21 protein-coding genes are annotated in these 25,662 nt (G+C 65.5%); 9 read left to right on the forward strand and 12 right to left on the reverse strand.

Features of this window, described 5'->3' with window-relative positions; genetic code table 11:
- Positions 1-177: 177 nt before the first annotated feature.
- From yidC to rpmH, 3 genes are all read right to left on the reverse strand, one after another.
- A complete protein-coding gene (gene yidC, locus AC0IXR_RS02420) occupies positions 178-2,022 on the reverse strand; it encodes a membrane protein insertase YidC (protein ID WP_471759624.1) in 1,845 nt (614 codons plus the stop codon).
- Complete coding sequence (gene rnpA / locus AC0IXR_RS02425; RefSeq protein WP_471759625.1) at positions 2,015-2,659, reverse strand: ribonuclease P protein component; 645 nt, start codon at positions 2,657-2,659, stop codon at positions 2,015-2,017. The genes yidC and rnpA overlap by 8 nt, the downstream gene beginning before the upstream one ends.
- Positions 2,660-2,726: 67 nt before the next feature.
- Positions 2,727-2,861 carry a 50S ribosomal protein L34 gene (gene rpmH / locus AC0IXR_RS02430; RefSeq protein ID WP_018045311.1) on the reverse strand — a complete coding sequence of 45 codons (135 nt, stop codon included), beginning with the start codon at positions 2,859-2,861 and terminating at the stop codon, positions 2,727-2,729.
- 538 nt (positions 2,862-3,399) lie between these two features.
- Between rpmH and rcdA the strand changes: the two genes are divergently transcribed.
- Positions 3,400-3,927, forward strand: coding sequence for a protease adaptor protein RcdA (gene rcdA, locus AC0IXR_RS02435; RefSeq protein ID WP_471759627.1), 528 nt, complete (start codon positions 3,400-3,402; stop codon positions 3,925-3,927).
- 120 nt (positions 3,928-4,047) lie between these two features.
- Here rcdA and rpmE read toward each other — a convergent pair whose 3' ends face one another.
- Positions 4,048-4,302: a 50S ribosomal protein L31 gene (gene rpmE / locus AC0IXR_RS02440; RefSeq protein ID WP_018045309.1), complete on the reverse strand. Its 255-nt coding sequence runs from the start codon at positions 4,300-4,302 to the stop codon at positions 4,048-4,050.
- Positions 4,303-4,490: 188 nt separating this feature from the next.
- On the opposite strand from rpmE, the gene AC0IXR_RS02445 reads away from it, so the two are divergent.
- A complete protein-coding gene (locus AC0IXR_RS02445; protein WP_056431786.1) occupies positions 4,491-6,353 on the forward strand; it encodes an ABC transporter transmembrane domain-containing protein in 1,863 nt (620 codons plus the stop codon).
- Between the two features lie 109 nt (positions 6,354-6,462).
- Positions 6,463-9,972: a DNA polymerase III subunit alpha gene (gene dnaE / locus AC0IXR_RS02450; RefSeq protein ID WP_471759629.1), complete on the forward strand. Its 3,510-nt coding sequence runs from the start codon at positions 6,463-6,465 to the stop codon at positions 9,970-9,972.
- Positions 9,973-9,977: 5 nt separating this feature from the next.
- Here the strand turns inward: dnaE and AC0IXR_RS02455 are convergent, their stop codons facing one another.
- On the reverse strand, positions 9,978-10,367 hold the full coding sequence (locus tag AC0IXR_RS02455) for a winged helix-turn-helix transcriptional regulator (RefSeq protein WP_461229262.1): 390 nt from the start codon (positions 10,365-10,367) through the stop codon (positions 9,978-9,980).
- 99 nt (positions 10,368-10,466) lie between these two features.
- Between AC0IXR_RS02455 and AC0IXR_RS02460 the strand changes: the two genes are divergently transcribed.
- Entirely contained in the window at positions 10,467-11,231 is a 765-nt protein-coding gene (locus AC0IXR_RS02460; RefSeq protein ID WP_471759630.1) for an SDR family oxidoreductase, read from the forward strand.
- A gap of 235 nt (positions 11,232-11,466) precedes the next feature.
- On the opposite strand, the gene AC0IXR_RS02465 is transcribed toward AC0IXR_RS02460, so the two are convergent.
- Positions 11,467-12,555, reverse strand: coding sequence for a type I restriction endonuclease (locus AC0IXR_RS02465; protein WP_471759631.1), 1,089 nt, complete (start codon positions 12,553-12,555; stop codon positions 11,467-11,469).
- Positions 12,556-12,943: 388 nt separating this feature from the next.
- On the opposite strand from AC0IXR_RS02465, the gene AC0IXR_RS02470 reads away from it, so the two are divergent.
- A complete protein-coding gene (locus tag AC0IXR_RS02470) occupies positions 12,944-13,303 on the forward strand; it encodes a VanZ family protein (protein ID WP_056431800.1) in 360 nt (119 codons plus the stop codon).
- Between the two features lie 14 nt (positions 13,304-13,317).
- Entirely contained in the window at positions 13,318-13,752 is a 435-nt protein-coding gene (locus AC0IXR_RS02475) for an MEKHLA domain-containing protein (RefSeq protein ID WP_471760226.1), read from the forward strand.
- Positions 13,753-13,919: 167 nt separating this feature from the next.
- On the opposite strand, the gene putA is transcribed toward AC0IXR_RS02475, so the two are convergent.
- From putA to AC0IXR_RS02495, 4 genes are all read right to left on the reverse strand, one after another.
- On the reverse strand, positions 13,920-17,663 hold the full coding sequence (gene putA / locus AC0IXR_RS02480; RefSeq protein ID WP_471759632.1) for a bifunctional proline dehydrogenase/L-glutamate gamma-semialdehyde dehydrogenase PutA: 3,744 nt from the start codon (positions 17,661-17,663) through the stop codon (positions 13,920-13,922).
- A 221-nt stretch (positions 17,664-17,884) separates the two neighbouring features.
- Positions 17,885-18,601, reverse strand: a complete 717-nt coding sequence (locus AC0IXR_RS02485) for a gamma-glutamylcyclotransferase (RefSeq protein ID WP_471759634.1) — start codon at positions 18,599-18,601, stop codon at positions 17,885-17,887.
- A gap of 59 nt (positions 18,602-18,660) precedes the next feature.
- Positions 18,661-19,458, reverse strand: a complete 798-nt coding sequence (locus AC0IXR_RS02490; RefSeq protein ID WP_471759636.1) for a hypothetical protein — start codon at positions 19,456-19,458, stop codon at positions 18,661-18,663.
- Between the two features lie 69 nt (positions 19,459-19,527).
- A complete protein-coding gene (locus AC0IXR_RS02495) occupies positions 19,528-19,959 on the reverse strand; it encodes a hypothetical protein (RefSeq protein WP_471759638.1) in 432 nt (143 codons plus the stop codon).
- 142 nt (positions 19,960-20,101) lie between these two features.
- On the opposite strand from AC0IXR_RS02495, the gene recO reads away from it, so the two are divergent.
- Together recO and parC are read left to right on the forward strand one after the other, a co-directional pair.
- A complete protein-coding gene (gene recO, locus AC0IXR_RS02500; protein WP_419951102.1) occupies positions 20,102-20,842 on the forward strand; it encodes a DNA repair protein RecO in 741 nt (246 codons plus the stop codon).
- 53 nt (positions 20,843-20,895) lie between these two features.
- The gene (parC, locus tag AC0IXR_RS02505; protein WP_419951101.1) at positions 20,896-23,148 is read left to right on the forward strand and encodes a DNA topoisomerase IV subunit A; all 2,253 of its coding nucleotides are present in this window, start codon (positions 20,896-20,898) and stop codon (positions 23,146-23,148) included.
- Between the two features lie 175 nt (positions 23,149-23,323).
- Here parC and infA read toward each other — a convergent pair whose 3' ends face one another.
- Positions 23,324-23,596, reverse strand: coding sequence for a translation initiation factor IF-1 (gene infA / locus AC0IXR_RS02510; RefSeq protein ID WP_018045296.1), 273 nt, complete (start codon positions 23,594-23,596; stop codon positions 23,324-23,326).
- A gap of 323 nt (positions 23,597-23,919) precedes the next feature.
- Positions 23,920-25,065 (reverse strand): branched-chain amino acid ABC transporter substrate-binding protein, encoded by a 1,146-nt coding sequence (locus tag AC0IXR_RS02515; protein WP_471759641.1) that lies wholly within the window; start codon positions 25,063-25,065, stop codon positions 23,920-23,922.
- 265 nt (positions 25,066-25,330) lie between these two features.
- On the opposite strand from AC0IXR_RS02515, the gene AC0IXR_RS02520 reads away from it, so the two are divergent.
- The gene (locus tag AC0IXR_RS02520) at positions 25,331-25,654 is read left to right on the forward strand and encodes an XdhC family protein (RefSeq protein WP_056432390.1); all 324 of its coding nucleotides are present in this window, start codon (positions 25,331-25,333) and stop codon (positions 25,652-25,654) included.
- Positions 25,655-25,662 lie beyond the last annotated feature (8 nt).

Consider the following 25,662-nt stretch of genomic DNA (forward strand, 5'->3'; position numbering starts at 1 on the left):
AGAGAGGGAAACGTGACGTGTCCCACCATCGACCTCATCCTGAGGTGCCGCGAAGCGGCCTCGAAGGAGGCGTCCAGAAACCGCGTCGGGTCCTGGAGGCCTCTTTCGAGGCCTCCGCTTCGCTCCGGCGTCTCGGGATGAGGAGCCGGGGTGGTCTCGTTGAGAAGAACGCGAAGCCTAGCTCTTGGCCGGTGCGTTCTTGTCGGCGGGCTTCTTCTTGAACATCCCACCGAGGTTGTCCCACAACTCCACCTTCACGCCGTTACGGCGCATGATGACGTATTGCTGGATGACCGAGAGGGTGTTGTTCCAGGCCCAGTAGATCACCAGACCGGCCGGGAACGAGCCGAGCATGAAAGTGAACACGATGGGCATGAAGGTGAAGATCTGCGCCTGGACCGGGTCCGGCGGCGCGGGATTCATCTTCATCTGGATGAACATCGTGATGCCCATCACGATCGGCCAGATGCCGAGATGGATGAAGTCCGGGGCAGCGAAGGGCAGGAGCCCGAACAGGTTCAGGATGTTCGTCGGATCGGGAGCGGCGAGATCCTGGATCCAGCCGAAGAACGGCGCATGCCGCATCTCGATGGTGATGAACAGGACCTTGTAGAGCGCGAAGAAGACCGGGATCTGGATCAGCACCGGCCAGCAGCCGGCGACCGGGTTGATCTTCTCCTTCTTGTACAGCTCCATCATCGCCTGTTGCTGCTTCATCTTGTCGTCGCCGTAGCGCTCGCGGATCGAGGCCATCTCCGGCTGCACGGCCTTCATCTTGGCCATGGACTGGTACGACTTGTTGGCGATCGGCAGGAACAGCAGCTTCAGGCAGAAGGTCACCACCAGGATCGACACGCCGAAATTGCCGAACAGATGGAAGAAGAAGTCCAACGCGCGGAACATCGGCTTGGTGATGAAGTGGAACCAGCCCCAGTCGATCATCAGATCGAACTGCTTGATGCCGAGATCCTTCTGGTAGCCGTTGATCGTGTTGACTTCCTTGGCACCGGCGAAGAGCTGCTGGGTCGACGTCACGGTCGCGCCCGGCTCGACGCTGCGGCCATCGCCGCGCACGCTGGCCTGATAGACCTTGGTGGCACCGTCGGTGCGTTCGGTGAAGCTGCCGGTATAGGGGGTGGCCTGGTCCGGGATCGTGGCCGCGGCCCAGTACTTGTCGGTAATGCCGACGAAGCCGCCGCTCACGTTCGCCCAGGCCTTGCCCTTGGTGCCGGCATTGCCGAGCGCCGGCTCCTTGGCAACGTGATCGTAGGTGTATTCCTGCAGGCCATCGGCGCCGAGGACGCCGATCATGCCCTCATGCAGCACGTAATAGCCCTGCGTCGTCGGCTTGCCCCAGCGCGAGACCAGCCCATACGGATACAGCGTGACGGCGCTTGCCCCCTTGTTCTCGACCTCGTCGCGGATCGTGAACATGAACTTGTCGTCGACGGCGATGACGCGCTTGAACAGCAGGCCTGCGCCGTTGTCGTAAGTGAGGGTCAGAGGCTTTGCCGGCGTCAGCGCGGCGGCATCGGCGGTCCACACCGTGTCGCCCGTGGGGAGGGGGCCTGTGTTCTGACCGACCCAGCCGAATTCCGCGTAATACGGGTTCGCGCTACCGGTGGGCGAGAGCAGCACGATGCGCGGGCTCGAATCGCTCACGGTCTCGTGGTAGCCCTTGAGCGAGACGTCATCGACGCGGCCACCCTTCAGGGCGATCGAACCGGCCAGGGCCGGGGTGTCGATGGCCACGCGCGGGGAACGGGCCAGGGCTACCTCGCGGCTCTCCACCGATACGGCCGCGTTCGGCAGGGTGCCCGGAACGGGAGCCGAGGGACCGCCTTCCGCCGGGCTCGCCGAAGGAGCGCCGGTCGGGTTGGCAGCCTGGGCAGCAGCCTTGTTCTGAAGCTCGGCCTGACGCTGCTGCTCCACGCGGGGGGCGGCGATGAAGTAGTTCCACCCGAGCAGGACCGCCAGCGACAAGGCGATCGCGACGATCATGTTCGTCTTGTCATTACCCATCGAGAGATCCGTCGCGTGTGTTCGAAGGAGGGGAGGCGTCGAAGGCTCCGCTCGCCGCGCGAGGCATCGACTGCGCCTCGTGCTGCAGGGGCGCATCGGCCGCATGATGGCAGGATGGTGTCGGGTCGCCGCGAACCGGGCCTTTCACGGCATCGGCCGGGTTGGCCGCGCCGGAGCGACCTTTCCCACGTCCGGGGCGGTTCTTCTGGCCCTGCTGCCTGCCGTCGCTCGGCATGATCACCGCGCCAACGGAACGGCGCAGATCGGCGACCAGCGTGTCGAAAGGCGCATGCAGAGCGGGGCGACGGGCCACGAGCACGATATCGGCCTCGGCGGACGGCAACTCGGCTGCTGCGCGCTTCACGGCATCGCGCAATCGGCGGCGGATGCGGTTGCGCTCCGTCGCGTGACCGACCCGCTTGGTGATCGTGAAGCCGATGCGAAGTCCATCGACCGCTGCGCTCTCCGAGGTAGCAGGCACAGGCGTGCCGGCCGCATGACGCAGCCGGCCTTGGGCACTCATGAGCTCGGTGTGAAAACGGCGCCCTCCCGCAGCAGCAAGAAAGTCCGGTCTCCGCTTCAGCCGTCCGATCGTCGACACTGCCGGTTCGATCCTGCGGCCAAGGGGCGAGGTCATCGCTTGGGCAAGCCTCGGGTTGATCAAGGCCTACCCCAGCGGACTACGCCGCCGGGGCGCCTAGAAATCAGGCCGAGAGCTTCTTGCGACCGTGCGAGCGGCGGGCAGCGATGACCTTGCGGCCGCCGGCCGTCGCCATGCGAGCGCGGAAGCCGTGACGACGCTTACGCACGAGCTTGCTGGGCTGATAGGTTCTCTTCATGGCGCGATCTCCGATGGCCGAGGATCGATCCGGCTGGCTGCAGGAGCCCCACCGACATCTTCACTCGCCCTGAAATATGTCTGCAAGCGCGAAGAGCGCCCACATGGGGCGCGGCAACGCGATGGCGCGGCTTATGGCGGAGAGGGGGGGCGAAGTCAATTCTGGCGCGGGCATTTCCCAGCGCCCGTTCTGTCGCCGGACCGTGTCCGCCCTTAGTCGGGCGTTAACCTTTTCAGCCTATGAAGAAATCATATCCGGTTTTCCGGATGTGGGGCAGATTTCGGTCTGCCGCTGTTTTGATGCCTCTGTCGACTTCACCAAAGCCGCCCCTCCGGGCGGCTTTTTTTTCGTTCCGCCGATTCGCGGAACGACGTCGCCAAATGCGGTTTCATCGGCACCAGTCCGGCCCATTAACGTTAATCTCCGGTCAACGGCGCGGGGCGGCACGTTCGGCGCTAGTGTTGCGCCTCTGGTCGCGAACGCACTGATCGTGTCTCAGATCGGGACAAAGCGGTCCGGTAGCGGCACAGGAGGCAGGATGAACGAGTTGGATGTCACCTTTCGCGACGAGCGGGACTGGGTCAACTTCGGCGACACGTATGTGAATTCCGAGGCCTTTCGCGTCCTGTTCCGCGAAGGCATGACCATGGTCGAAGAGGCCGCGGCCTATCTCGATGGCGATGGGCGCGAGGAATCGCGTCTGCTGTCGCGCGACAGCACCCTGTCCTATGCCAGCGAGAGCATGCGCCTCACCACCCGGCTGATGCAGATCGCGTCGTGGCTTCTGGTGCAGCGTGCCGTGTCGGAGGGCGAGATCACCCCCGCCCAGGCCCTCCAGGAGAAGACCCGCGTCCGTCTCGCGACACCGGAGACCTTCCGCGCCGAGATCTTCGTCACTCTCCCGGCCCGCCTTCAGGACCTCACCGTCCGCTCGCGCCGGCTCCACGCCCGCATCCTGCATCTCGACGGCCTCATCTCCGACGACCGCCCGACCCCGGTCTTCGGGGAAAGCCCCGTCGCCGCGCAGCAGGGTCTGCTGCGGAGCGCCTTCGGTACCGCCCACTGAAACGGGGTTGGGCTTCGATGGCCTGAAACGCGAAAGGGCGGCGCCTCGATGGCGCCGCCCTTTCGCGTTTCAAGAACCCTCCGCCGCCACTAACCGGTCGCGGCGGTCAGTTCGCTCGAATCACTTCTTGCCGAAGGACAGGGCGCCGAAGCGCGAGTTGAACCGAGAAACACGGCCGCCGCGATCGAGCATCTTCTGCTCGCCGCCAGTCCAGGCCGGGTGCGTATTCGGGTCGATGTCGAGGTTGAGGGTGTCGCCCTCCTTGCCGTAGGTCGACCGGGTCATGTAGTCGGACCCATCGGTCATCACGACCTTGATGAAATGGTAGTCGGGATGTTCGGTACCCTTGGCCTTGTCGGCCGCACTCTTTGCCATGACGAAATCCTTGAATAGCCACGCCGACCGGCCCGCCTGGCGGCCCGCGGCCTTAGATCACGCGCAATCGGATGAAGGCGGGCCTATACCCCACGTGCTTCTTCCGAACAAGCGGTCGGGCGCGGGAGATCGCCGGGACCGCTATTTTCTTGAAACCGATTCTGTGTCGGGGATGATGACGAGGCACGATGGCTCGCGGGCGTAAAAAGAATTCACAGGGCGAAGGCCCGGGCGGCAACGGTCGCGGCAAAGCTCCTCTCGGGTCGCTGAGGCCGCTGATTCCCTTCGCCTTGGTTTATCGCGGTCGCATCCTCGCGGCGTTCCTGTCGCTGCTTTCGGCCTCGGTTGCGACCCTCGTGGTGCCGATCGCCCTGCGCCGGGTGATAGACCACGGCTTCTCGCCCGAAGGCCACAGCGTCATCGACGCTTACTTCATGGCTCTGATCGGCGTGGTCTCGGTGCTCGCCCTGTCGAGTGCCGCCCGGTACTACACCGTGGTGACGCTGGGTGAGCGCGTGGTCGCGGACCTGCGCAGCGCGGTCTTCGCCCGCCTCACCATCCTCGATCCCGCTTTCTTCGACCGTACGCAATCGGGCGAGATCGTCTCCCGGCTCACCGCCGACGCGACCCAGGTCAAGGCCGTGTTCGGGGTCTCCATCTCGATCCTGCTGCGAAACGCCTTCCTGTTCGTCGGCGCGGTGGTGATGATGGTCATCACCAGTCCCAAACTGTCGATCCTGGTTCTCGTGGCGATCCCGCTCATCGTGTTCCCGCTGATCCTGTCCGGACGCGGCGTGCGGCGGCGTTCCCGCGCGGCGCAGGACCGGCTGGCCGACGCCTCGGCCTATGCGGCGGAGGCGATCGGGGCGATTCGCACCATGCAGGCCTTCGGCATGGGTCGCGCCACGGCGGAGCATTTCGGGCAGGCTTCCGAGAATGCCTATTCGGCCGCTCGTGACTCGGTGAAGGCGCGCGCCCTGCTCACCGGCGTCGCGATCTTCCTCATCTCCGCCAGCGTCGTCGGGGTGATGTGGTACGGCGCCCAAGGGGTGCTGGCCGGCACGATGACGGCGGGCCAGCTCTCGCAATTCGTGCTCTACGCCGTGTTCGGCGCGAGCGCGCTGGGCCAGCTCTCCGAGGTCTACGGCGAACTCGCGCAGGCCGCCGGAGCCGCCGAACGCCTTGGCGAGATCCTGGCCGCCGAGCCCGCGATCCGCGCACCCGCCGAGCCGAAACTCCTGCCGGTGCCGCCGCGCGGCGAGGTGGCCTTCGAATCGGTCCGCCTGACCTATCCGACCCGGCCGGAGCATCCCTCCCTCGACGGGATCAGCTTCCAAGTGGCGCATGGGGAGCGCGTCGCCCTCGTCGGCCCTTCGGGGGCTGGCAAGACCACGGTGCTGCAGGCATTGCTGCGCTTCTACGATCCGCAATCCGGCATCGTGCGCGTCGATGGAATCGACATCGCCAGCGTCGATCCGGATGCCCTGCGCGAGCGCATGTCCCTCGTGCCGCAGGATCCCACTGTCTTCTCCGGCTCGGTGATCGAGAACATCCGCTACGGTCGCCCACGGGCGAGCGAGGCCGAGGTTCATCGCGCGGCGGAACTCGCCCATGCGGATGGCTTCATCCGCGCCCTGCCGCAGGGCTACGACACGCAGGTCGGCGAGCGCGGCGTCACCCTGTCCGGCGGTCAGCGCCAGCGTGTCGCCATTGCCCGCGCCATTCTCAAGGACGCGCCGATCCTGCTCCTCGACGAAGCGACCTCGGCCCTCGATGCCGAGAGCGAGCGCGCGGTGCAGACCGCGCTCGATACGCTCATGCGGGGGCGCACGACCCTGGTCATCGCCCATCGGCTGGCCACGATCCGCGCTGCCGACCGCATCCTCGTCCTCGACGGCGGCAGGATCGTCGAGACGGGAACGCATGAGAGCTTGCTGGCGCAGGGGGCGCTCTACGCGCAGCTGGCCGCCCTGCAATTCACCGACGCCCTCGATGAGACGGCGCGGGGGAAAGAACCGAAGACGAAGCGGTTCGCCCTGCCGGCCGAATAGGCGGCAATGGGGGGAGGGGGCGTTGCGGGAAAGGCCCTCTCCACAGGCAAATGCGCCGGATGTGGTAATGGTAATGGACCGTGAACCGCGACTCGGGATGGGTTGAGTCATGGCGCGCATCCTCAAAGATCCCGGTTTCGTCCACCTCCATGTCCACTCGTCCTTCTCGCTGCTCGAAGGGGCGCTGAAGGTCGGCGACATCGTCAAGGCGGCCGCCGCCGACCGGCAGCCGGCGCTGGCACTCACCGACACCAACAACCTGTTCGGGGCGCTGGAATTTTCCGAGAAGGCCGCCGGAACGGGCATCCAGCCCATCGCCGGCATGCAACTCTCGGTGGTTTTCGAGGCGCCGGATCCGATGGCGCGGCTGTCGCAGATCACCACCTCCAACGTCGTCGTGCTGGCGCAGAGCGAGGCCGGCTACGGCAACCTCCTGCGTCTGGCGAGCCGTGCCTATTTCGACGGCCCCCTGGGCGATGCGCCCCGTCTCACCGTAGAGGCACTAACGGAGAACGCGGAAGGCCTCATCGCTCTGACGGGTGGCACCACCGGCCCCCTCGATACGGCCCTGCGCGGCGGACGTGTCGAGCTCGCCGCCGCCCGCCTCGCCCAGCTGAAACAGGCTTTCGGCGAGGACCGGCTCTACGTGGAGATCCTGCGCCACGGGCTCGATGACGAGCGCATGGTGGAGCGCGAGCTGATCCGGCTCGCCGATTCCAACGGCCTTTCGATCGTGGCCACCAACGAACCGTTCTTCGCCAAGCCCGACGATTACGACGCCCACGACGCGTTGCTCGCCATCGCCGAGGGGCGCCTCGTTTCGGACGAGCGCCGCCGCAAGCTCACTCCGCGCCACGGCTTCAAGACCCGCGCCGAAATGGCCAAGCTCTTCCACGACCTGCCGGATGCCCTGTCCGCCACCGTGGAAATCGCCATGCGCTGCACCTATCGGGTGCGCACCCGCAAGCCGATCCTGCCGAATTTCGGCGTCGTTGCCGCTCTCGACGCGCTGCCCGTGGAGGCGGTCTCGCCGGATGTCGCCGAGGAGATCGCCCTCGACGAGCCGTCCGAACTGCGCCGCCAGGCCGAGGCCGGGCTGGAACTGCGCCTTGCCCAGCACGGCCCTTGCGAGGGCATGACCAGCCAAGTCTATCGCGATCGTCTCGCCTTCGAGCTCGACGTCATCGTGAAGATGAAATTCCCCGGCTACTTCCTCATCGTGTCGGACTTCATCAAATGGGCCAAGGACCACGACATCCCGGTGGGGCCTGGCCGTGGTTCGGGTGCCGGCTCGCTCGTTGCCTACGCGCTTCTGATCACCGATCTCGATCCGCTGCGCTTCGGCCTGCTGTTCGAGCGCTTCCTCAACCCCGAGCGCGTCTCGATGCCGGATTTCGACATCGATTTCTGCGTCGATGGTCGTGAGCGCGTGATCCAGTACGTGCAGGAACGCTACGGCCACGAGCAGGTCGCGCAGATCATCACCTTCGGTACGCTGCAGGCGCGCGGTGTGCTGCGCGACGTCGGCCGCGTCCTCGAAATGCCCTACGGGCAGGTCGACAAGCTGACGAAGCTGGTGCCGCAGAACCCGGCCAACCCCGTCACCCTGGTCCAGGCCATCGAGGGCGAGCCCAAGCTTCAGGCGGCGATGGAGGAGGAGCCCGTCGTCGCCCGGCTGATGCAGATCGCCAAGAAGCTCGAGGGTCTGCACCGCCACGCCTCGACTCACGCGGCGGGCGTGGTCATCGGCGACCGGCCGCTGGAACAGCTCGTGCCGCTCTACCGCGACCCGAAGACCGGGATGCGGGTGACCCAGTTCAACATGAAATGGGTCGAGGCGGCGGGCCTCGTGAAGTTCGACTTCCTCGGCCTCAAGACCCTGACGATGCTGCGCTGCTGCACCGACCTTCTGGCGCAGCGCGGCATCATCGTCGATCTCGCCTCGCTGCCCCTCGACGACGCGGCGACCTACACGCCGATGAAGCGCGGCGAGACGGTGGGCGTGTTCCAGGTGGAATCCGCCGGCATGCGCAAGGCGCTGGTCGAGATGCAGGCCGACCGGTTCGAGGACATCATCGCCCTCGTGGCGCTCTACCGTCCCGGCCCCATGGCCAACATCCCGGTCTATTGCGAGCGCAAGCTCGGCCGCGATGCCGGCAACGAGGCGAGCTGGTACCCGCACGAGAAGCTGGAGCCGATCCTCAAGGAGACCTTCGGCATCATCGTCTACCAGGAGCAGGTGATGGAGGTGGCCAAGCTTCTGGCCGGCTACTCGCTCGGCGACGCCGACATGCTCCGCCGCGCCATGGGCAAGAAGATCAAGGCCGAGATGGACGCCCAGCGCGACCGTTTCGTGAAGGGCTCGGTGGAGCGCGGCCTCACCGAGGCCAAGGCCAACGAGATCTTCGACCTGCTGGCGAAATTCGCCGATTACGGCTTCAACAAATCGCACGCCGCCGCCTACGCCCTGCTGACCTACCAGACGGCCTATCTCAAGGCGAACTACCCGGTGGAGTTCCTGGCCGCCGCGATGCAGCTCGACATCGACGTCACCGACAAGCTCGCCGAGTTCCGCCAGGACGCCCAGCGCCTCGGCATCCCGGTGGACCCGCCCTCGATCAACACCTCGGGCGTCAATTTCGAGGTCCATGACGGGCGCATCGGCTATGCGCTCGCCGCCATCAAGGGCGTGGGCCGGGCCGCCGTCGAGGCCGTTGTGGAAGCGCGCGGCGACACGCCGTTCAAGGACCTCGCCTGCCTGGCGCGCCGGCTCAACCCGCGCCTCATCAACAAGCGCACCCTGGAGAATCTCGTGGCGGCCGGCGCCATGGATTGCATCGAGGTCGACCGCGCGCGGGCCTGCGCCGCCGTCGAGCCGATGATGAAGCTGGCGCAAGGGGCGGCGGAGGCGGCCAATACGGGCATCGTCGACATGTTCGGCGGCATCGCTTCGGCCGACGTGACCCTGCGGGTGCCCGCCTACGAGCCCTGGCCCATGGCCGAGAAGCTGAAGAAGGAATACGAGGCCATCGGCTTTTTCCTCTCGGGCCATCCGCTCGACGAATATGCCGGCCTGCTGGAGAAGCTGCGCGTCCAGAGTTGGGCCGAGTTCTGCCGCTCGGTCCGCGCCGGCACCTCGAGCGTCGGCAAGGTCGCCGCCTCCGTCCTCGACCGGTCGGAGCGCCGCACCAAATCCGGCAACAAGCTCGGCATCGTCACGCTCTCGGACCAGACCGGGCATTTCGAGGCGATCATCTTCCAGGAGGGCCTCGGCCAGTACCGCGAGATCCTGGAGCCCGGCCGCCCGCTGGTGCTCCAGATCCAGGCCAATCTCGAAGGCGAGGACGTGCGCGCGCGCATCGTCACCGCCGAGCCTCTCGACGAGGCGGTGGCACGCCACCAGAAGGGCATGCGCGTCTATCTCCGCGACGAGCGCCCCATCGTCAGCGTGCAGCAGCGCCTGCAGGTGCGCGGTGAGGGCGAGGTCTCGCTGATCCTCCTCCTCGACGGCGGCGACCGGGAGGTCGAGGTCAAGCTCCCCGGCCGCTACCAGGCGACGCCGCAGATCGCGGGTGCCCTCCGCGCTGTGCCCGGTGTGGTGCAGGTCGAAGTGAACTGACGGGGTCAGCCTCCCGAGGGGAGGGGCCCGTCGAACGTCTCGCGCGCCGTCTCCACCGCCGCGAGGTTCTGCTCGGCCCAGATCCACACGCCGCAGAAGGCGGCGCCGAGGCTCTGGCCGAGTTCCGTCAGCCGGTACTCGACCTTGGGCGGCACCACCGGATGCACGGTGCGGATCACCAATCCGTCCCGCTCCATATGGCGGAGGGTCTGAGTCAGCATCTTCTGGCTGATCGTGCCGATCGAGCGGCTGAGTTCGGTGAAACGAAGCTCGCCCCTTTCCTCTAGGATTTCGAGGACCAGCATCGTCCATTTGTCGGCGACGCGGCCGATCAGGTCGTGAACCAGCGCCTCGACGCGCGGATCCGCATCGGCGGGTGGGTGCGGGGCCGGCATTTCACGCTCTCCTTTTGGTAAGTACAAATCTTTTTGGTGCCTTCTACCCATCGGAGAGTAGGCGCGGCATCTGTTTGGGACAACCAGGAGGGATGTCCCATGAAGACGAGCGGCAACACCATTCTCATCACCGGCGGCGCATCGGGGATCGGCCGCGAACTGGCGGAGCGTTTCCAGGCCCAGGGCAACACGGTGATCATCGCCGGCCGCCGCCGTGATCGGCTCGATGCGGTCACGGAGGCCAATCCCGGCATGGTCGGCTATGTGCTCGATGTCGAGGACAAGGCCGGGATAGACGCTTTCGCCGCGACGGTGATCGCCGCCCATCCCGACCTGAACGTCCTGATCAACAATGCCGGGATCATGCTGTTCGAGGATCTCACCCGGTCCCGTGAACTGGCGGATGCCGAGGCGATGGTGACCACCAACCTGCTGGGGCCGATCCGCCTCACCAACGCGCTGATCGACCATCTCTCCGCTCAGCCGGACGCGGCGGTCGTCAACGTCTCGTCGGGCCTCGCCTTCGTGCCGCTGGTCTCGACCCCGACCTATTCGGCGACGAAGGCGGCGATCCATTCCTACACGGTCAGCCTGCGGAACGCCCTCAAGGGCAGGGTCGAGGTCATCGAGCTCGTGCCGCCCGCCGTGCAGACGGAATTGACGCCCGGCCAGTCGACGCGGGAGGGGTACCTGCCCCTCGGCGACTTCATGGACGAAGTAATGATGCTCTTCGCGACGCAGCCGACTCCGCCGGAAATCCTGGTGGACCGCGTGGGATTCCTGCGCTTCGCGGAAAGCGAGAAGCGGTTCGACCAGGCCTTGGATACCGTGAACGACTTCGCCAACAAGGCGCATGCGGAGTAGCACTGACGCTTCGTTTACGGTGCCGAAACCAATCCTCCGGGCGAAAGAGGCGAGCCTGGAGCGCCAGCGGGGGTAAGGTCTGACTTACTCCTTCTTCTCGCTGCCGCGGCCCGCTTATAACCTGCGTATGGTGCTGGGGACGGTGAGGATCAAAGTGAGTTGAGGGAAGGTTTCACGTTCGAGAACCGCACGGAGGTCATCACTCTCAATCCGTCCGTGTTGCTTTTCTATACAACTAACTTCCTAATGTAGCCTCGCTTTTCATGGCACTTCCCTCGCTATAAAGCCGGGCTGTCGCCCTCAGGCGATCTGTGTACTCATAAATTTGATCAAGGCTATCGATCTTAACTTTTTCCTCCTTCTCCCCGTCGAATAAACCAAGGTACTTTATGCTCCTATTGAAATGAAGCCGTGCTATTGGCTTTCGATTGTTGTTGTCAGCTAGGATTCCGCAATAACTTTTTTGATCCCGCATGATAATTCGATTTGGTTTAATAACTTCTCGCACAATTGCTCTAACTATCATGAAGCCTTCTTTTTCTTCTTCCGTCGTTACAACATCTTCTCCCTCTTCAACCGCCGGTGAACTCAACGGAGCATCGAGAATTTCTGTTTCGGCAAGTGCGGTTGAAAGGCGAGATTGAACAGAGTCGCGAATGATCTCTCTAAAAGCAGATTTCACCATTGGTGTGAACTGCTCTCTAATTGCAGCGGTAAAACGGCCGGTTTGGAGATTTGATATCAGAATTCTTACAAAATCTTCGGTTGGCGAATCAATTTGAGACAATATTTCTTTCTTAATGGCAGATGTATACTTTAAGCGGTGTGCTGACTGCAGGATGGTATCGATGTTAAAATCAGATTTGGAAAATTTCTTAAGTTCTGAAAGGAATTGCGAATGGATATCTGAGAGTTCAAATGTAAAAAACGGTCTGTCGTCGAGTTTGTTGGGAGCTTCGAGGTCAGTATGGAAATGAAAAATTCTTCCATTAGTAAGGATGGCAAATTTGGCCGAAGTGACAGAAAAATACCTATAGAGTTGTGCGAGATGTATTTTATCGAGATTAGTCGTTATCGGTTTACACTCAATTAGTATGCGTATTTGCCCATCAATTTTGATGACATAGTCGACTTTCTCTCCCTTCTTTCCGACTGCATCAGCTGTAAATTCCGGCACAACTTCATTTGGATTAAAGACATCATAGTCAAGCGCAGCGAGGAAGGGTAGAATGATAGCTGTCTTGACGGCTTCCTCAGTCAGCATGGCGCTTGAGTGAGACTTGATGCGATCCGCCAAGGTGCGCATTTTTTCGTCAAGACTCATGAAAACCCCCTCTTTGATCACAAAAAGCTATCACCGCACGCAGGCGATGTCATCACGTTGCGAATTCCATCTTGAGTACTCAACCGCTACGTAGGGGCGACGCAGAGCAGTCGTCCCAACATCTAGGTTTCTGCTCGGGTCTCTCGATCAGAGGGGGACAGCGGATGCGGTATTTTCGGGCTCGCGAGCGCTATACTCATTCGCATCGCGTACTGATGATAAAGCATGATAAGGCACTTCAGCGCGTGTCGTTGCGAAGTCGAAAGCAAGTTTTAACCATGCCATGCTCTGACGGCGTGAGCCAAAATGGTGGTGCGAATTTGATTTGCATCGTCAGAATGGTGACGGCCACCATGATGCACATGATGGCCGTCAAGCCAGATTTCCCATGACGAGAACTCTCTTGCGCCTGTCGGTCTTCGTCATCCTCGCGATCCTGGTCTTCGTGACGCTGTCGCCGATCGGGCTCCGGCCGGTCGTCGCCTCGGCGAATGTCGAGCGGATGAGCGCATACGCCCTGTTCGGCTTCCTCTTGATCCTGGCCTATCCCAAGCGCTGGTATCTCGGGCTCATGACCGGAATGGCGGTGGCCGGCCTCCTCGAATTCGGCCAGGAATTGTCGTCGACCCGCCATGCGCGGTTGAGCGATTTCCTCGTGAAGGCAGTCGCCGCCGCGTTCGGCAGCGTCGTCGCTTATCTCGTCCTGGCCGCCTATGCCCGGTTCGAGCGGCCCTCGGCCTCCCGCTGACACAGGTGCCTGACGTGGATGTCTGCAACGATCCCGGTTTCCATACGCTCCTGACCGGGAGTTTCCGCCGTGCCGTCGGCCGGTCGCTGGTGCCCGAGTCTGGGGGCGACGCGGCCTGGCTCTATGCCGAGGCCCTCTTCGCGGTCCTGGCCCATGATGGGGCGGAGGACCCGCGTTTCATCTATGCGAACCTGACCGCTCTGCGCATCTTCGGCTACGAGAAGGACGAGCTCATCGGGTTGCCCTCTCGCTTCTCGGCCGAGGCCCCGGAGCGGGCCGAGCGTCAGCGCCTGCTCGATGCCGTCACCCGCGACGGGTTCGTCGCCAATTATGCCGGCATCCGCATCCGCAAGGACGGAACCCGCTTCCCGATCCGCAACGCCATCGTCTGGCAACTCGTGGACGAGGCCGGTCTGCTGCACGGACAGGCCGCGACCTTTTCTGTCTGAGAGGGTTCCCTCGGTTCGACAGGTATCGACGAGCGGAGAGCGTGACGTTTTTCTTCCCTTCCACAACCTCGTCCTGAGGCGCTGCGATAGCCGCCTCGAAGGAGGGCTCCAGAACCCGCTACGCGAGCTGGAGGGCTCCTTCGAGGCCTTCGCTGCGCTTCGGCACTTCAGGATGAGGTGGTGGGTGGGAGCGTGATCGCATCGCTATCCTCGCCGAGGGTCATGAGGGCGGCATTGCCGCCTGCCGCCGCGGTGTTGATGCTGACGCTGCGCTCCCGGAGAAGCCATTCCAACGAGTAATCGTCGGCTCCTTTCTCCAGTTCGTCTGGCGACACGGCGAGGACTGGGATGATGGCGCCCGGCAGCGCGGCGGCTCTCCGCGTCGCCGCGAGGGTCGCATCCGCCCCGCCTTCCACCAGGATCGCCGCGCAGCCCATCGCCTCCGCCTTGGCCGAGATGTCGATCTGGCGCCGCAGGGCGCCGGGCAGCATATCGAGCGCAGGTTGCAAGGCGGCAGGCATCTGAAGCCGGATCGCGTTGCCGGTGGCGAGGCAGGCCGCGATCTGTGCGAACAGCCCGGTTCCGCTGGTCGGCAGGCACAGGACCGTGCCGCGCGGATGCAGGCTGTAGCGGTTACTCTCCCCCACCGGGCCGGGCAGGGCGATGTCGAGCCCGAGGAGGCTCCGTTCGGCATAGCCGTCGCAGCGCGCCGCGTCCGTCTCGCGGCCTGCCGCCGACAGGGCGTCGCGCAGGGACGCCAGCGCCTCGGGCATCGCGGCGGGCCGCCGGACGAGGCCGGCCTTCGCTGGCACCGAAGCCAGGAGGCGGTGGAGATAGAGCGGTCCGCCGGCCTTCGGTCCCGTCCCCGACAGGCCTTCGCCGCCGAAGGGCTGAAGGCCGACGACGGCCCCGATGAGGTTGCGGTTGACGTAGATGTTGCCCGCATGGACCCGGTCCACGAGGCGCGAGACGGTAGCGTCGATCCGGCTATGGACGCCGAAGGTCAGGCCGTAGCCGGTCCCGGCGATGGCATCGACGATCCGGCCGAGATCGTCGAGTCTAATGCGCAGGACGTGGAGGACGGGGCCGAAGACCTCGCCGGACAGGTCGTCGAGACTGTCGATGGCGATCAGGGTCGGAGGAACGAAATGGCCGGCCGCGCAGGAGGGTGGCAGCGCGACACGATGCACCGCATGGCCGCGCTCCCGCATCCGCGCCACATGCGCTTCGATTCGCTCCCGCGCAGCCTCGCTGATGACAGGCCCGATATCGGAGGAGAGCCGGTCGGGATTGCCGATCGTCAGTTCCGCCATGGCGCCTTCGAGCATGGCGAGGATGCGGTCGGCGACCTCCTCCTGAAGGCAGAGCACGCGAAGCGCCGAGCAGCGCTGTCCGGCGGAATTGAAGGCGGACATCACCACATCGGCGACGACCTGCTCCGGCAGGGCGGAGGAATCGACCACCATGGCGTTCTGGCCACCCGTCTCGGCCACGAACGGAATCGGCCGTCCATCCGGTCCGAGCCGCCCGGCCAGTTCGGCCTGGATCGCCTTGGCGACACCGGTCGAGCCGGTGAAGAGCACGCCCTGGACCCGAGGATCGGCCACGAGGCGCGCGCCGATCGCACCGTCTCCCGGCAGGAGACCGAGCACGCCGTCCGGAATTCCCGCCTCGATCAGGATCTCCACGGCGAGCCCGGCCACCAGGGGCGTTTCCTCGGCTGGCTTGGCGAGGACGGCATTGCCGGCGGCGAGCGCTGCCGCGACCTGACCGATGAAGATGGCGAGGGGGAAGTTCCAGGGGCTGATACAGGCGACGACGCCAAGGGGCGGATGAGTCGCGGGATCGAATCCCGCTGCCTGCACTCCGTAATAGCGCAGGAAATCCACCGCCTCGCGGATCTCGCCGACGGCATCGGCGAGGGTCTTGCCGGCTTCCCGGATCAGCAACCCGAGGAACGCGTCGCGTCGCGCCTCGATCCGGTCCGCCGCCGCGTTCAGGATACCCGCCCGCCGCGATGGCGCCGTCGTCGCCCAGGCGCTGGAGGCTGATGTCGCACGCGCGATGGCGGCGTCGACGATCTCCGCCTCCGCCTCGATCACATGGCCGACGATGTCGTTCCGGTCGGCGGGGTTGAGTACGGCGCGCCCCGTGCCGTCATACCCATCCGTCGGAACGGGCCGACACAGGCGGGGTGTCCCCGCACCCGCCCGCAGGCCCGCACCGAGGGACGCGAGCACGTCCTCGTCGGTCATGTCGAGGCCGCGCGCATTCACGCGGCTCGGGCCGAAGAGATCGCGCGGCAGGGCGATCCCCGGATGGCCCGATCCCGGCGGTACGACCCGGCGGGCCAGCTCCAGCGGGTTGGCGACGAGTTTGCCCACCGTCACGGCGGGATCGGCGATCCGGTTGACGAAGGAGGAGTTTGCTCCGTTCTCCAGCAGGCGCCGGACGAGATAGGCGAGCAGCGTGTCGTGCGAGCCCACCGGCGCATAGATCCGGCACGGCCGGTCGAGGATCGCGCCGCCGACCACCTCCTCGTAGAGCGCCTCGCCCATGCCGTGCAGGCACTGGAACTCGTAGTCGCCGGGCTGGAAATCTTCCCCCGCCATGGCGACGATGTCGGCGAGCGTGCGGGCATTGTGGGTCGCGAATTGCGGGAATACCGCGTCTCCGGCCGCCAGAAGCCGGCGCGCGCAGGCGAGGTACGACACGTCGGTATGGAGCTTCCGGGTGAAGACCGGGAAACCGTCGAGCGCATCGACCTGGGCGCGCTTGATCTCCGAATCCCAGTATGCGCCCTTGACGAGGCGGACCATGAGGCGGTGTCCGCTCCGCCGCGCGAGATCGATGACGACGTCCAGCACGGGGAGCGCGCGCTTCTGATAGGCCTGTACGACGAAGCCGAGCCCGTCCCAGCCGGCAAGACGCTCGTCCGACGCCAGGGCTTCGAGGAGATCGAGGGAGAGGTCGAGCCGGTCGGCCTCCTCGGCATCGATGTTGAACCCGATATCATGGCGGCTGGCCGCGAGGGCGAGGTCCGTCAGCCTCGCCAGCAACTCGTCCATCACCCGCTCGCGCTGGGCACGGGCATAGCGCGGGTGCAGCGCTGAGAGCTTGACCGAGATGCCCGGCCCATCGAGAGGCCCGCGCCCGGCCGAGGCCACACCGATCGCCGCGATGGCGCCGGCATAATCCGCTAGATAGCGGGCGGCATCCGCTGCATTCACTGCCGCCTCGCCGAGCATGTCATAGGAATAGCGGAAGCCTTTCTCCTCCTTCGGCCGGCTGTTGCGGAGCGCTTCGGCGATGCTGCGGCCGGTGACGAACTGGCCGCCGAGCATCCGCATCGCCAGATCGACACCCATGCGGATGGCCGGCTGGCCCGCCCGACGCAGGACGCCCGTCAGCGCCGCCGTCAGGCCGGCCTCGTCCTCGACGCCGACCACCCGCCCTGTCAGCGCGAGGCTCCACGCGGCTGCACCGGCGAACAGCGAGGTGGGATGGCCGAGATGCGACCGCCAATCGCCATGTCCGATCTTGTCGCGGATGAGGGCGTCGCGGCTCGCCGTATCTGGAATGCGCAGAAGTGCTTCGGCGAGGCACATCAGGGCGACGCCCTCGGCGCTCGACAGGCTGAACTCGCGCATCAGCTGCTCGACGGGCCCGCGCGCGCCTTTCTCGCGCAAGGCCGCGACGAGGCGCCCCGCCAGATGCGTCGCCGCGGCATCCTCCGACGGACTTTGATGCACTTCCGCCATCAAGGAGGCGACGCATTGGGATTCGGAACGGCGATGGGCGGCGCGGACCCTGGCCCGGAGCGCTCCGAGCGGCGCGGCGGGACCCTCGAATTCAGAGAAAGCCAGCCTACGATCGGGCGGCAGCGGCGTCGGAGGTGGGCATTTGCTCATGGTATGAGGCTCATGGGTCGAAGCCTTCCCGCTGCTGCCCCCGGGCGATCACCGATATCCGGCATCTCCTCGAAGGAAGATGCACCGGAATTCGCCCGTGCACACCTGTGCGGAGCGACCTTGCCGATGCAGACCAACGAGGCCGCACCTGCGTAGTTTCCGGGCGGGTCGCCGGCCCTCTCTTCCACCTCGAAATCAGCGATGCGGGAAGGAGGGACCCGTTACCGCGTGGCGACGCGCAGCTCCGCTTGCTGTCGATATGCGGCCTCCAGGCGCTCGGCCACGAGATGCTGCAACCGCCAGAGATGGTCGTCGAGAATGCCGGCATCCGTGCAGGCCTGTGCCGTGCGGAACAGATATTCCGCACTCGGGCCGAGATGCCCTGCGCCGGTGGCGATCCGGTCGGCGATCTCCTCCTCCGCGAGGCGCCCGGTATAGCGGTCGCTGGCGCGGTTGACGACGAAGGTCAGAGCTGTGACCGGCCCGGCCGCGGTTTCGACGACGACCCAGCGTCCCGCATAGCCTCCGCCGCGCATCTCCCGGCGCCAGACCGGCATCAGGGTCTCGACCGGATCCGATCCCCTCAGGCGAAACACGATTCCGCGGCAGATGCCGCCCCGGTCGAGGGCAAGGACGAGGCCCGGCCGTTCGCGGCTCCCGCGAAACCGCCGCTGCAGCAGGCAAAAGCGCCGGTGATAGCCTCTCACCGTGCCGACGCGCCGCTCGGCCACGGCGAATTCCGGCTGCCAGATCAGCGAACCGTAACCGAACACCCAGAGCCCTTCGTCCTCCGTCGGCCGATGCCGGAGCATCCTGTCGAGGCCGGGCGCGAGGTCGAGATCGCTGATGAGATGCAGGGCGCTCGCATCGTCGGCGACGGGGGTCGGATGGGCGAGGGCGATGAGGTCGAGGGTGAGCGAAAGGGGGCGATGCCGCATGGCCCGTATCGGAGCATCACCGGCCGGTCGGAGCAAGCCGCCACCTTGATCGTATGCGTTCAGGGCGGGACGCTGCTAACCGGTACGATCAATGCGGATCGACCCCAATGTTTTCGTATTCCCAGGACGATAGCAATGCCGACGGTGAAGCTTAGCAGCGTCGACACAAGGCTGAGTGGAATGACGACGAAAAGAGCGAATATCAGATAAAGAACCAGTGCCGCAGTCATAGCGCGCAACAGGATGCTGAAAGCCCAGAGAGTGTGTAGCCAGCGGCTGCGATGTGTCGGACGCCAGGTGCCCACGAATGCCAGGACTGCCGTGAGGCATCCAAGGCCCATCACTGAGCCATGGAGATACGGATGCTCCATGATGAATGCAGACTCGCGAACCACGATCTCGCTGGGCGACGCCATGCGTGCCGCGAATCCCCAACTCTCGTTCCCCGATTCCATGCTCCACATGAAGTCGTCGCCTTCGACGCTCGCGCTCGGCAATGTCGTGTCTGCCGACCTGAACGAAGACGGATCAATCGTCAGAACCCCTGCTGTATCGTGGACGTAGCCTCGGCAGGATCTTGGTGTGCCGTCGCAAATCAGGGAGATCAGGAAGTACTTGCCGCTGCGCGCTAACGGTCGCCCCCGGCCATCGAGAACGAGGAGACGAACAGGATCAGTAAAGAGGATTCCATCTCCGTGAAGGAGCCTAATTTCACCATGCTCGCCATCGGGCAGCGTCAATCGCTCCGTCTGCGTCATGTAAGGGGTATGTGCCACGGCGACGATGTTTCCCGCCGTTAGCGAGGGGACGGAGAGTAACAGCAGGATTAGAAACCGGAGGCCGTGCTTGGCTTTCATTTCTAGATCGTTCTTTCAGGTATTTTCTCGCGTGTTACTGCATCGGCCATTGCCGGAGAACATACATCCTTATCTGTTCCCCAGCGCCTCCAGCTCCTTGAATGGCTCCGTCCGGTGGCCCTCGCAGACCTCCTCGACATCCTCGAGGATGCTGAGCTTGCCGGCCTCCTCCCGAATGACGACCTTGGCCTTCTCGCCCTTGAGGAAGCGACGGCCCATCATCCGGGCGGACACGCAATAAAGGGTACGGCCGTCATCCTGGAACGGTCCGGCGATGCGGCTGTGCTCGAACCGGACCGGGATCACCGAGATCGAGCCGAAACCGCTCTGGCGCAGGGCCAGGGCGGCCACCCGCTCGCGCATGGTGAAGGTCGCGCCGGGCGCGGGCGCCGGATCGGGCCGCCCGCACCCGGTGAGCGCGATGGCGACGAGGCCCATCCATGCGCCGCCGGCGCGGCGGGAGATTGCACGGTCCGTGCGGGCGCGCGGTAAGACGGTCATGGTCGTCGGGTCTCGAACCGGGGGAGCATGAGGCATAGCGTCGAACACGCCGTGCGGGAATGCCGGTGCCGATGCAATCCACGCCCTCGAGTGGACGGACCGGCCCGTTTCCAACGCGCGGTCCTCGCTTTAAGGAGGGGCCATGCAATGGACCGACGACGGCGTGGTGCTGGGGCTGCGCAGGCAAGGCGAGACCGGCGTCGTCCTCGAAGTGATGACCCTGGACCACGGCCGCCATCTCGGCCTCGTCCATGGCGGGCGCTCGCGGCGGATGCAGCCGGTGCTCCAGACCGGCAATCACGTCCGGCTGACTTGGCGGGCGCGCCTCGACGAGAGCCTGGGCGCCTTCGCGGTGGAGCCCCTCGAATCCGCCGCCGCGCGGCTCATGGGCTCCGGCCTCGCCCTCTACGGCGTCACTCACATGGCCGCGCTCCTGCGCCTCCTGCCCGAGCGCGATCCCCATCCCGCCGTCTACGAGGCGGCCCGCGTGCTCATCGCCCATCTCGACGACCGCGTGATCGCCCCCCTCCTGATGGTACGGTTCGAACTCGCGATCCTGGCCGAGCTCGGCTTCGGCCTCGATCTCACCGCCTGCGCGGCCACGGGCGGCAACGATGCGCTGATCTACGTCTCGCCGAGGACCGGGCGGGCTGTCAGCGCCTCGGCCGGGGAGCCCTTCCGGGACAGGCTGCTGGCTCTGCCGGGCTTCCTTCTCGAGCGGGAGAAGGGTCGGGGCGGCTCCATCCCGCCGGACGAGAGGGATGTAGCCAATGGATTTACCTTGACGGGGTATTTCCTCGACCAGCACATCTGGGGACCCCGCGCCATCGCCCCTCCGGCGGAGCGGGCGCGATTCGTTGCGTTGGGGACGCAGAGCGATTAAGTTCCGTTCTCGTTATGTTCTGATATGGGCCATGTCCGGCCCGGGAGTTCGTCATGGGCCAGCCCTTCGATCCACCGTCGGGATCCGACGGTATCGAGAGCGTCGAACTGAAGTCGGCGCTCGAAGAGCGCTACTTCGCCTATGCGCTCTCCACGATCATGAACCGCGCGTTGCCCGATGCCCGCGACGGCCTCAAGCCGGTGCATCGGCGCATCCTCTACGGCATGCGGCTCCTGCGCCTGGACCCCAACACGGCGTTCAAGAAATGCGCGAAGATCGTCGGCGACGTGATGGGCGATTTCCATCCCCACGGCGACCAGGCGATCTACGATGCGCTGGTGCGCCTCTCACAGGATTTCGCGCAGCGCTATCCGCTGGTGGATGGCCAGGGCAATTTCGGCAATATCGACGGAGATGGCCCCGCCGCCTACCGCTACACCGAGGCGCGGCTGACGGAGGTGGCGCGCCTGCTCCTCGACGGGATCGACGAGGACACGGTCGATTTCCGGCCGTCCTACAATGGCGAGAAGGACGAGCCCATCGTCCTGCCGGCGGCCTTCCCGAACCTGCTCGCCAACGGCTCCCAGGGCATCGCGGTGGGCATGGCCACCTCGATCCCGCCGCACAACGCGGCCGAACTCTGCGACGCGGCGCTCTATCTCATCGGCCATCGCGAGGCGACGTCGGCCCAGCTCCTCACCTTCGTGAAAGGGCCCGATTTTCCCACCGGCGGCATTCTGATCGATAGCGCCGAGTCGATCGCCGAGGCCTACCGTACCGGGCGCGGCGGTTTTCGCGTGCGGGCGCGCTGGGCGAAGGAGGATACGGGGCGCGGCACCTGGAACATCGTCGTCACCGAGATCCCCTACGGCATTCCCAAGGCCCGGCTCATCGAGAAGCTGGCCGAGTTACTGCAGGAGAAGAAGCTGCCGCTGCTGGCGGACGTGCGCGACGAATCGGCGGAAGACGTCCGTGTCGTGCTGGAGCCGCGCTCGCGCAGCGTCGATCCGGTGATCCTCATGGAATCTGTGTTCCGGCTCACCGAGCTCGAAGCCCGCATTCCCCTCAACATGAACGTCCTGGTGGGCGGTCTCGTCCCGCGCGTGATCGGGCTCGCCGAGGCCCTGCGCGAATGGCTCGACCATCGCCGCGTCGTCCTCCAACGCCGCTCGCGCCACCGCCTCGGGCAGATCGAACGCCGCCTCGAAATTCTCGGCGGCCTTCTCATCGTCTATCTCGATCTCGACGAGGTGATCCGCATCATCCGCGAGGAGGACGAGCCGAAACCGTCCCTGATGAAGCGGTTCGAACTCACCGAACTCCAGGCCAACGCCATCCTCGACACGCGCCTGCGCTCGTTGCGCAAGCTGGAGGAGATGGAGCTCAAGCGCGAACTCGATACGCTGACCAAGGAGAAGGACGGGATCGAGGAACTGCTCGGCTCCGAGAAGATGCAATGGTCGGACATCACCAAGCAGATCCGGGCGGTGAAGAAGACCTTCGGGCCCGAGACCAAGATCGGAGCCCGTCGCACCACGTTGGAGAACCCGCCCGACACCGCCGGGATCGATTTCACCTCCGCCATGGTGGAGCGCGAGCCGATCACCGTCATCGTCTCGGCCAAGGGCTGGATCCGCGCCCTCAAGGGGCATGTCGCCGATCTGTCGGGCGTCGCCTTCAAGGGCGATGACGCGCTCAAGATCTCGTTCCCCAGCGAGACCACGGCCAAGATCCTGGTCCTGGCCTCCAACGGCAAGGTGTTCACCCTGGAAGCGGCGAAGCTTCCGGGCGGACGCGGCTTCGGTGACCCGATCCGCTTGATGGTGGATTTCGACGACGGCGCCGAGATCGTCGCCGCCCTGCCGTATCAGCCAGGTGGCAAGCTCCTGATCGCGGGCTCGGATGGGCGCGGTTTCCTGGCCCCCGCCGACGCGCTGGTGGCCAATACCCGCAAGGGCAAGGGCATCATGGGGCTCGATGAGCCGGCCCAGGCCATGCTGCTCGTGCCTGCCAGCAGCGGCGATCATGTCGCCGTCTGCAGTGCCGACCGGCTATTGCTGGTCTTCCCGTTGTCGGAATTGCCGGAACTGTCGCGCGGCAAGGGGGTGCGCCTGCAGCGTTGCCGCCAGAGCACGCTCACCGACGCCCATGTCTTCACCCTGGCCGAGGGCCTGCCCTGGCGCGACAGTGCCGGTCAGGAGCGGCTCGCCAACGCGGCACTGCTGGAGAAGTGGATGGGCCACCGGGCCGAGGCCGGCACTCTGATGACCCGCAGCTTCCCGAAATTCGAGCGGTTCGGGAGGTAGGCGTCCGGGAGGGGCGAGATTCTGTGGGGTCTCGGGTGTTCCGGGACCGCTCAGCGGATCCCCGGGACCAAGACCGTAGGAGCGATCTCGTAAAACGAGACGGCACCTTCGGGGAGATAGCTTCGCCTACGGGTGGCCCGGCATATTCGAAGCAGGGGCCGCCTTTTCGTAAGGCTCAGCGGCGGCGGAACTGGCCGCGGATCGGCGGGCGCGGACCGGAGGAACGCTCGTCCTTGTGACGGAACACGAGGCGGCCCTTCTCGAGATCGTAGGGCGACATCTCGACGGTGACACGGTCGCCCGCCAGAGTCTTGATGCGGTTCTTCTTCATCTTGCCGGCCGTGTAGGCCACGATCTCGTGGCCCTGGTCGAGCTGCACGCGGTAGCGTGCGTCCGGCAGGATCTCGATCACGAGACCGTCGAACTGCATCAACTCTTCTTTCGCCATCCACACTCTCCAGCCGGAACGCCAGAACGGGGCATTCCGGGACACCAAAAACATAGCCGTTCGGCAAAACGCTGCGGGCGGCGGGTCCGATCCCATCGGATGCGCAACACCGGCGAGCGTCGGCGAGACATAATGTTCGCGCGTTCCGTAAGCAAGCTTTTACCGCCGTGAACGGTATCCCGTCGACAGAAAAGCACATCCTGTCCTGAGACCGGGAAATCTTCGTTGGTGCTTCAACTGCCCGGTCATCCTCTCGGCTCGTCCCAATCCGAGGCGACAGCTGCCTCATCGGGTTGGCGGCAAGGCGCCACTTTTCGCCCGGATCAGGGCGTCACGACATTGCCGGCGTAGTCGATACGGCCGTCGGGGGTCTTCTTCCACACCTGCAGCTGGTAGCCGGGCGCTTTGGTCTGGCCTTTATCGTCGAATGAGACCTCGCCAAGGGCGGTCTTCAGCGGCGCACCGCCATGGAGGAACGCCGCGACTTTGCGGCCCTCATTCGATTTGGTTTGCTCGACGGCCTGTCTGAGGATCTCGACCGCCGCATAGCCCTGCGCCGCGACCATGTCGGTCTCCGGACTCCTCGGCTTGGCCGCCGCTCCCTTGGGCTCCGGCAGCTTTCGCGGTTCGGGGGCAAGGGTCATCACGGTCCCCTCGGCGCCGGGACCGGCCCCGGCGGTGAACTCCTTGTCGAGCAGCCCATCGCTGCCGACGAGGGGAATGGCCAGACCCGCTTCGCGCAGGGAACGGATCAGCAGCCCCGCTTCCGGCGCAAGGCCGCCGAAATAAACGACCTCGATCCGGGCGCGCTTCAGGCGGGCGACGAGGGCGGAGAGATCCTTGTCGCCGCGGCCGAGGCTCTCGAAGGCGGTCTCCGCCTGTCCATTCGTTTTGAGACTGCGAGCGACGTCGTCGACGAGACCCCGACCGAACGTGCTCCTGTCATGGACGAGGCCGATACGCCGCCCTCTGAAACGCTCGAGGAGATAGCCCGCCGCGATCGGCCCCTGCTCTGCATCGCTGCCGCCGAGGCGAAAGACGTTCCAGGCTCCACGCGTGGTCAAGGCGGGCCAGGCGATGCCGACCGTCACGGCGACGATCCCCGCTTCCTCGTAGACCGGCAGCGCCGATGCGGCCACGGCGGCATTGAGCGGCCCGATGACGAGGGGCACGCGATCGGCGGCGAATTTCCGCGCGACGGCCAGCCCCTGCTTGCCGTCGCCGGCATCGTCGGCAACGACGAGAGCAAGCTTCCGGCCCGGGGCTCCCGTCGCGCGGTTGAGATCCGCCACCGCTTGTTCGGCCCCTGCCCGGAGGCCCTGCCCGAAGGCGGCGTCAGGCCCGGTCAGGGGAAGCGAGAGCCCGATCCGGATCGGCGCCTGCGCGGCGTTCTGCGCCCCGGCGCCGGAGGGTGAGAGGGCAAGCACAGCGAGGATCGCTACGGCGGCCGAGGGGAGAAAGGGTCTCATGGAACGGGGCCCGGAGGATTGGCGAGTAGAGGGCCCGATCTTCATAGCGCGCGCCAGCGGATTTGGCGCGGCCTGAAGCGCGTGTGCGCCCGGGCGACGAGACGCCTCCTCCGTGCTTGTCCGCACGTTTCGGAGATGGGACGTCCGGCAGGCATGGCATGGGCTTCGCCTCCGCATTGTGCCATCCGCGCCGGAGCTTATCTCCCCGAGGCGGCGTTGCGTGAGTGCCGTCATGCTCGAAGACGCGCAGCGCGCGGAGTGTCCCATGCTCTCCACCGAAACCGATATCCTCAACGCGGCCGAGTCGTGGCGCCGTAGCGGGCGCGGCGTGGCGCTTGCCACCGTCGTCGAGACCTGGGGCTCCGCGCCTCGCCCGGTCGGCAGCCACCTCGTCGTCGACGAGGGCGGAAACTTCCTCGGCTCGGTCTCTGGCGGCTGCGTCGAGGGGGCCGTCATCACCGAGGCACTGGATGCCATCTCCGATGGACGGCCGCGGGTGATCGAGTTCGGCGTTGCCGACGAGACCGCCTGGCGGGTGGGATTGTCCTGCGGCGGGCGCATCCGCGTCTTCGTCGAACGCATCGACTGAAGCGGCGC

The organism is Methylobacterium sp. AC832, assembly GCF_979256025.1.

What these genes read in the sequence shown, in the direction of transcription:
- rcdA (WP_471759627.1), top strand. Translation starts at nt 3,400, where the DNA reads ATGAACGAGTTGGATGTCACCTTTCGCGACGAGCGGGACTGGGTCAAC.
- yidC (WP_471759624.1), bottom strand. Translation starts at nt 2,022, where the DNA reads ATGGGTAATGACAAGACGAACATGATCGTCGCGATCGCCTTGTCGCTG.
- recO (WP_419951102.1), top strand. Translation starts at nt 20,102, where the DNA reads ATGCAATGGACCGACGACGGCGTGGTGCTGGGGCTGCGCAGGCAAGGC.
- AC0IXR_RS02520 (WP_056432390.1), top strand. Translation starts at nt 25,331, where the DNA reads ATGCTCTCCACCGAAACCGATATCCTCAACGCGGCCGAGTCGTGGCGC.
- infA (WP_018045296.1), bottom strand. Translation starts at nt 23,596, where the DNA reads ATGGCGAAAGAAGAGTTGATGCAGTTCGACGGTCTCGTGATCGAGATC.
- AC0IXR_RS02455 (WP_461229262.1), bottom strand. Translation starts at nt 10,367, where the DNA reads ATGCCGGCCCCGCACCCACCCGCCGATGCGGATCCGCGCGTCGAGGCG.
- rnpA (WP_471759625.1), bottom strand. Translation starts at nt 2,659, where the DNA reads ATGACCTCGCCCCTTGGCCGCAGGATCGAACCGGCAGTGTCGACGATC.
- AC0IXR_RS02470 (WP_056431800.1), top strand. Translation starts at nt 12,944, where the DNA reads ATGACGAGAACTCTCTTGCGCCTGTCGGTCTTCGTCATCCTCGCGATC.
- AC0IXR_RS02485 (WP_471759634.1), bottom strand. Translation starts at nt 18,601, where the DNA reads ATGCGGCATCGCCCCCTTTCGCTCACCCTCGACCTCATCGCCCTCGCC.
- AC0IXR_RS02495 (WP_471759638.1), bottom strand. Translation starts at nt 19,959, where the DNA reads ATGACCGTCTTACCGCGCGCCCGCACGGACCGTGCAATCTCCCGCCGC.
- AC0IXR_RS02515 (WP_471759641.1), bottom strand. Translation starts at nt 25,065, where the DNA reads ATGAGACCCTTTCTCCCCTCGGCCGCCGTAGCGATCCTCGCTGTGCTT.
- dnaE (WP_471759629.1), top strand. Translation starts at nt 6,463, where the DNA reads ATGGCGCGCATCCTCAAAGATCCCGGTTTCGTCCACCTCCATGTCCAC.
- rpmH (WP_018045311.1), bottom strand. Translation starts at nt 2,861, where the DNA reads ATGAAGAGAACCTATCAGCCCAGCAAGCTCGTGCGTAAGCGTCGTCAC.
- putA (WP_471759632.1), bottom strand. Translation starts at nt 17,663, where the DNA reads ATGAGCAAATGCCCACCTCCGACGCCGCTGCCGCCCGATCGTAGGCTG.
- AC0IXR_RS02490 (WP_471759636.1), bottom strand. Translation starts at nt 19,458, where the DNA reads ATGAAAGCCAAGCACGGCCTCCGGTTTCTAATCCTGCTGTTACTCTCC.
- AC0IXR_RS02460 (WP_471759630.1), top strand. Translation starts at nt 10,467, where the DNA reads ATGAAGACGAGCGGCAACACCATTCTCATCACCGGCGGCGCATCGGGG.
- rpmE (WP_018045309.1), bottom strand. Translation starts at nt 4,302, where the DNA reads ATGGCAAAGAGTGCGGCCGACAAGGCCAAGGGTACCGAACATCCCGAC.
- AC0IXR_RS02465 (WP_471759631.1), bottom strand. Translation starts at nt 12,555, where the DNA reads ATGAGTCTTGACGAAAAAATGCGCACCTTGGCGGATCGCATCAAGTCT.
- parC (WP_419951101.1), top strand. Translation starts at nt 20,896, where the DNA reads ATGGGCCAGCCCTTCGATCCACCGTCGGGATCCGACGGTATCGAGAGC.
- AC0IXR_RS02445 (WP_056431786.1), top strand. Translation starts at nt 4,491, where the DNA reads ATGGCTCGCGGGCGTAAAAAGAATTCACAGGGCGAAGGCCCGGGCGGC.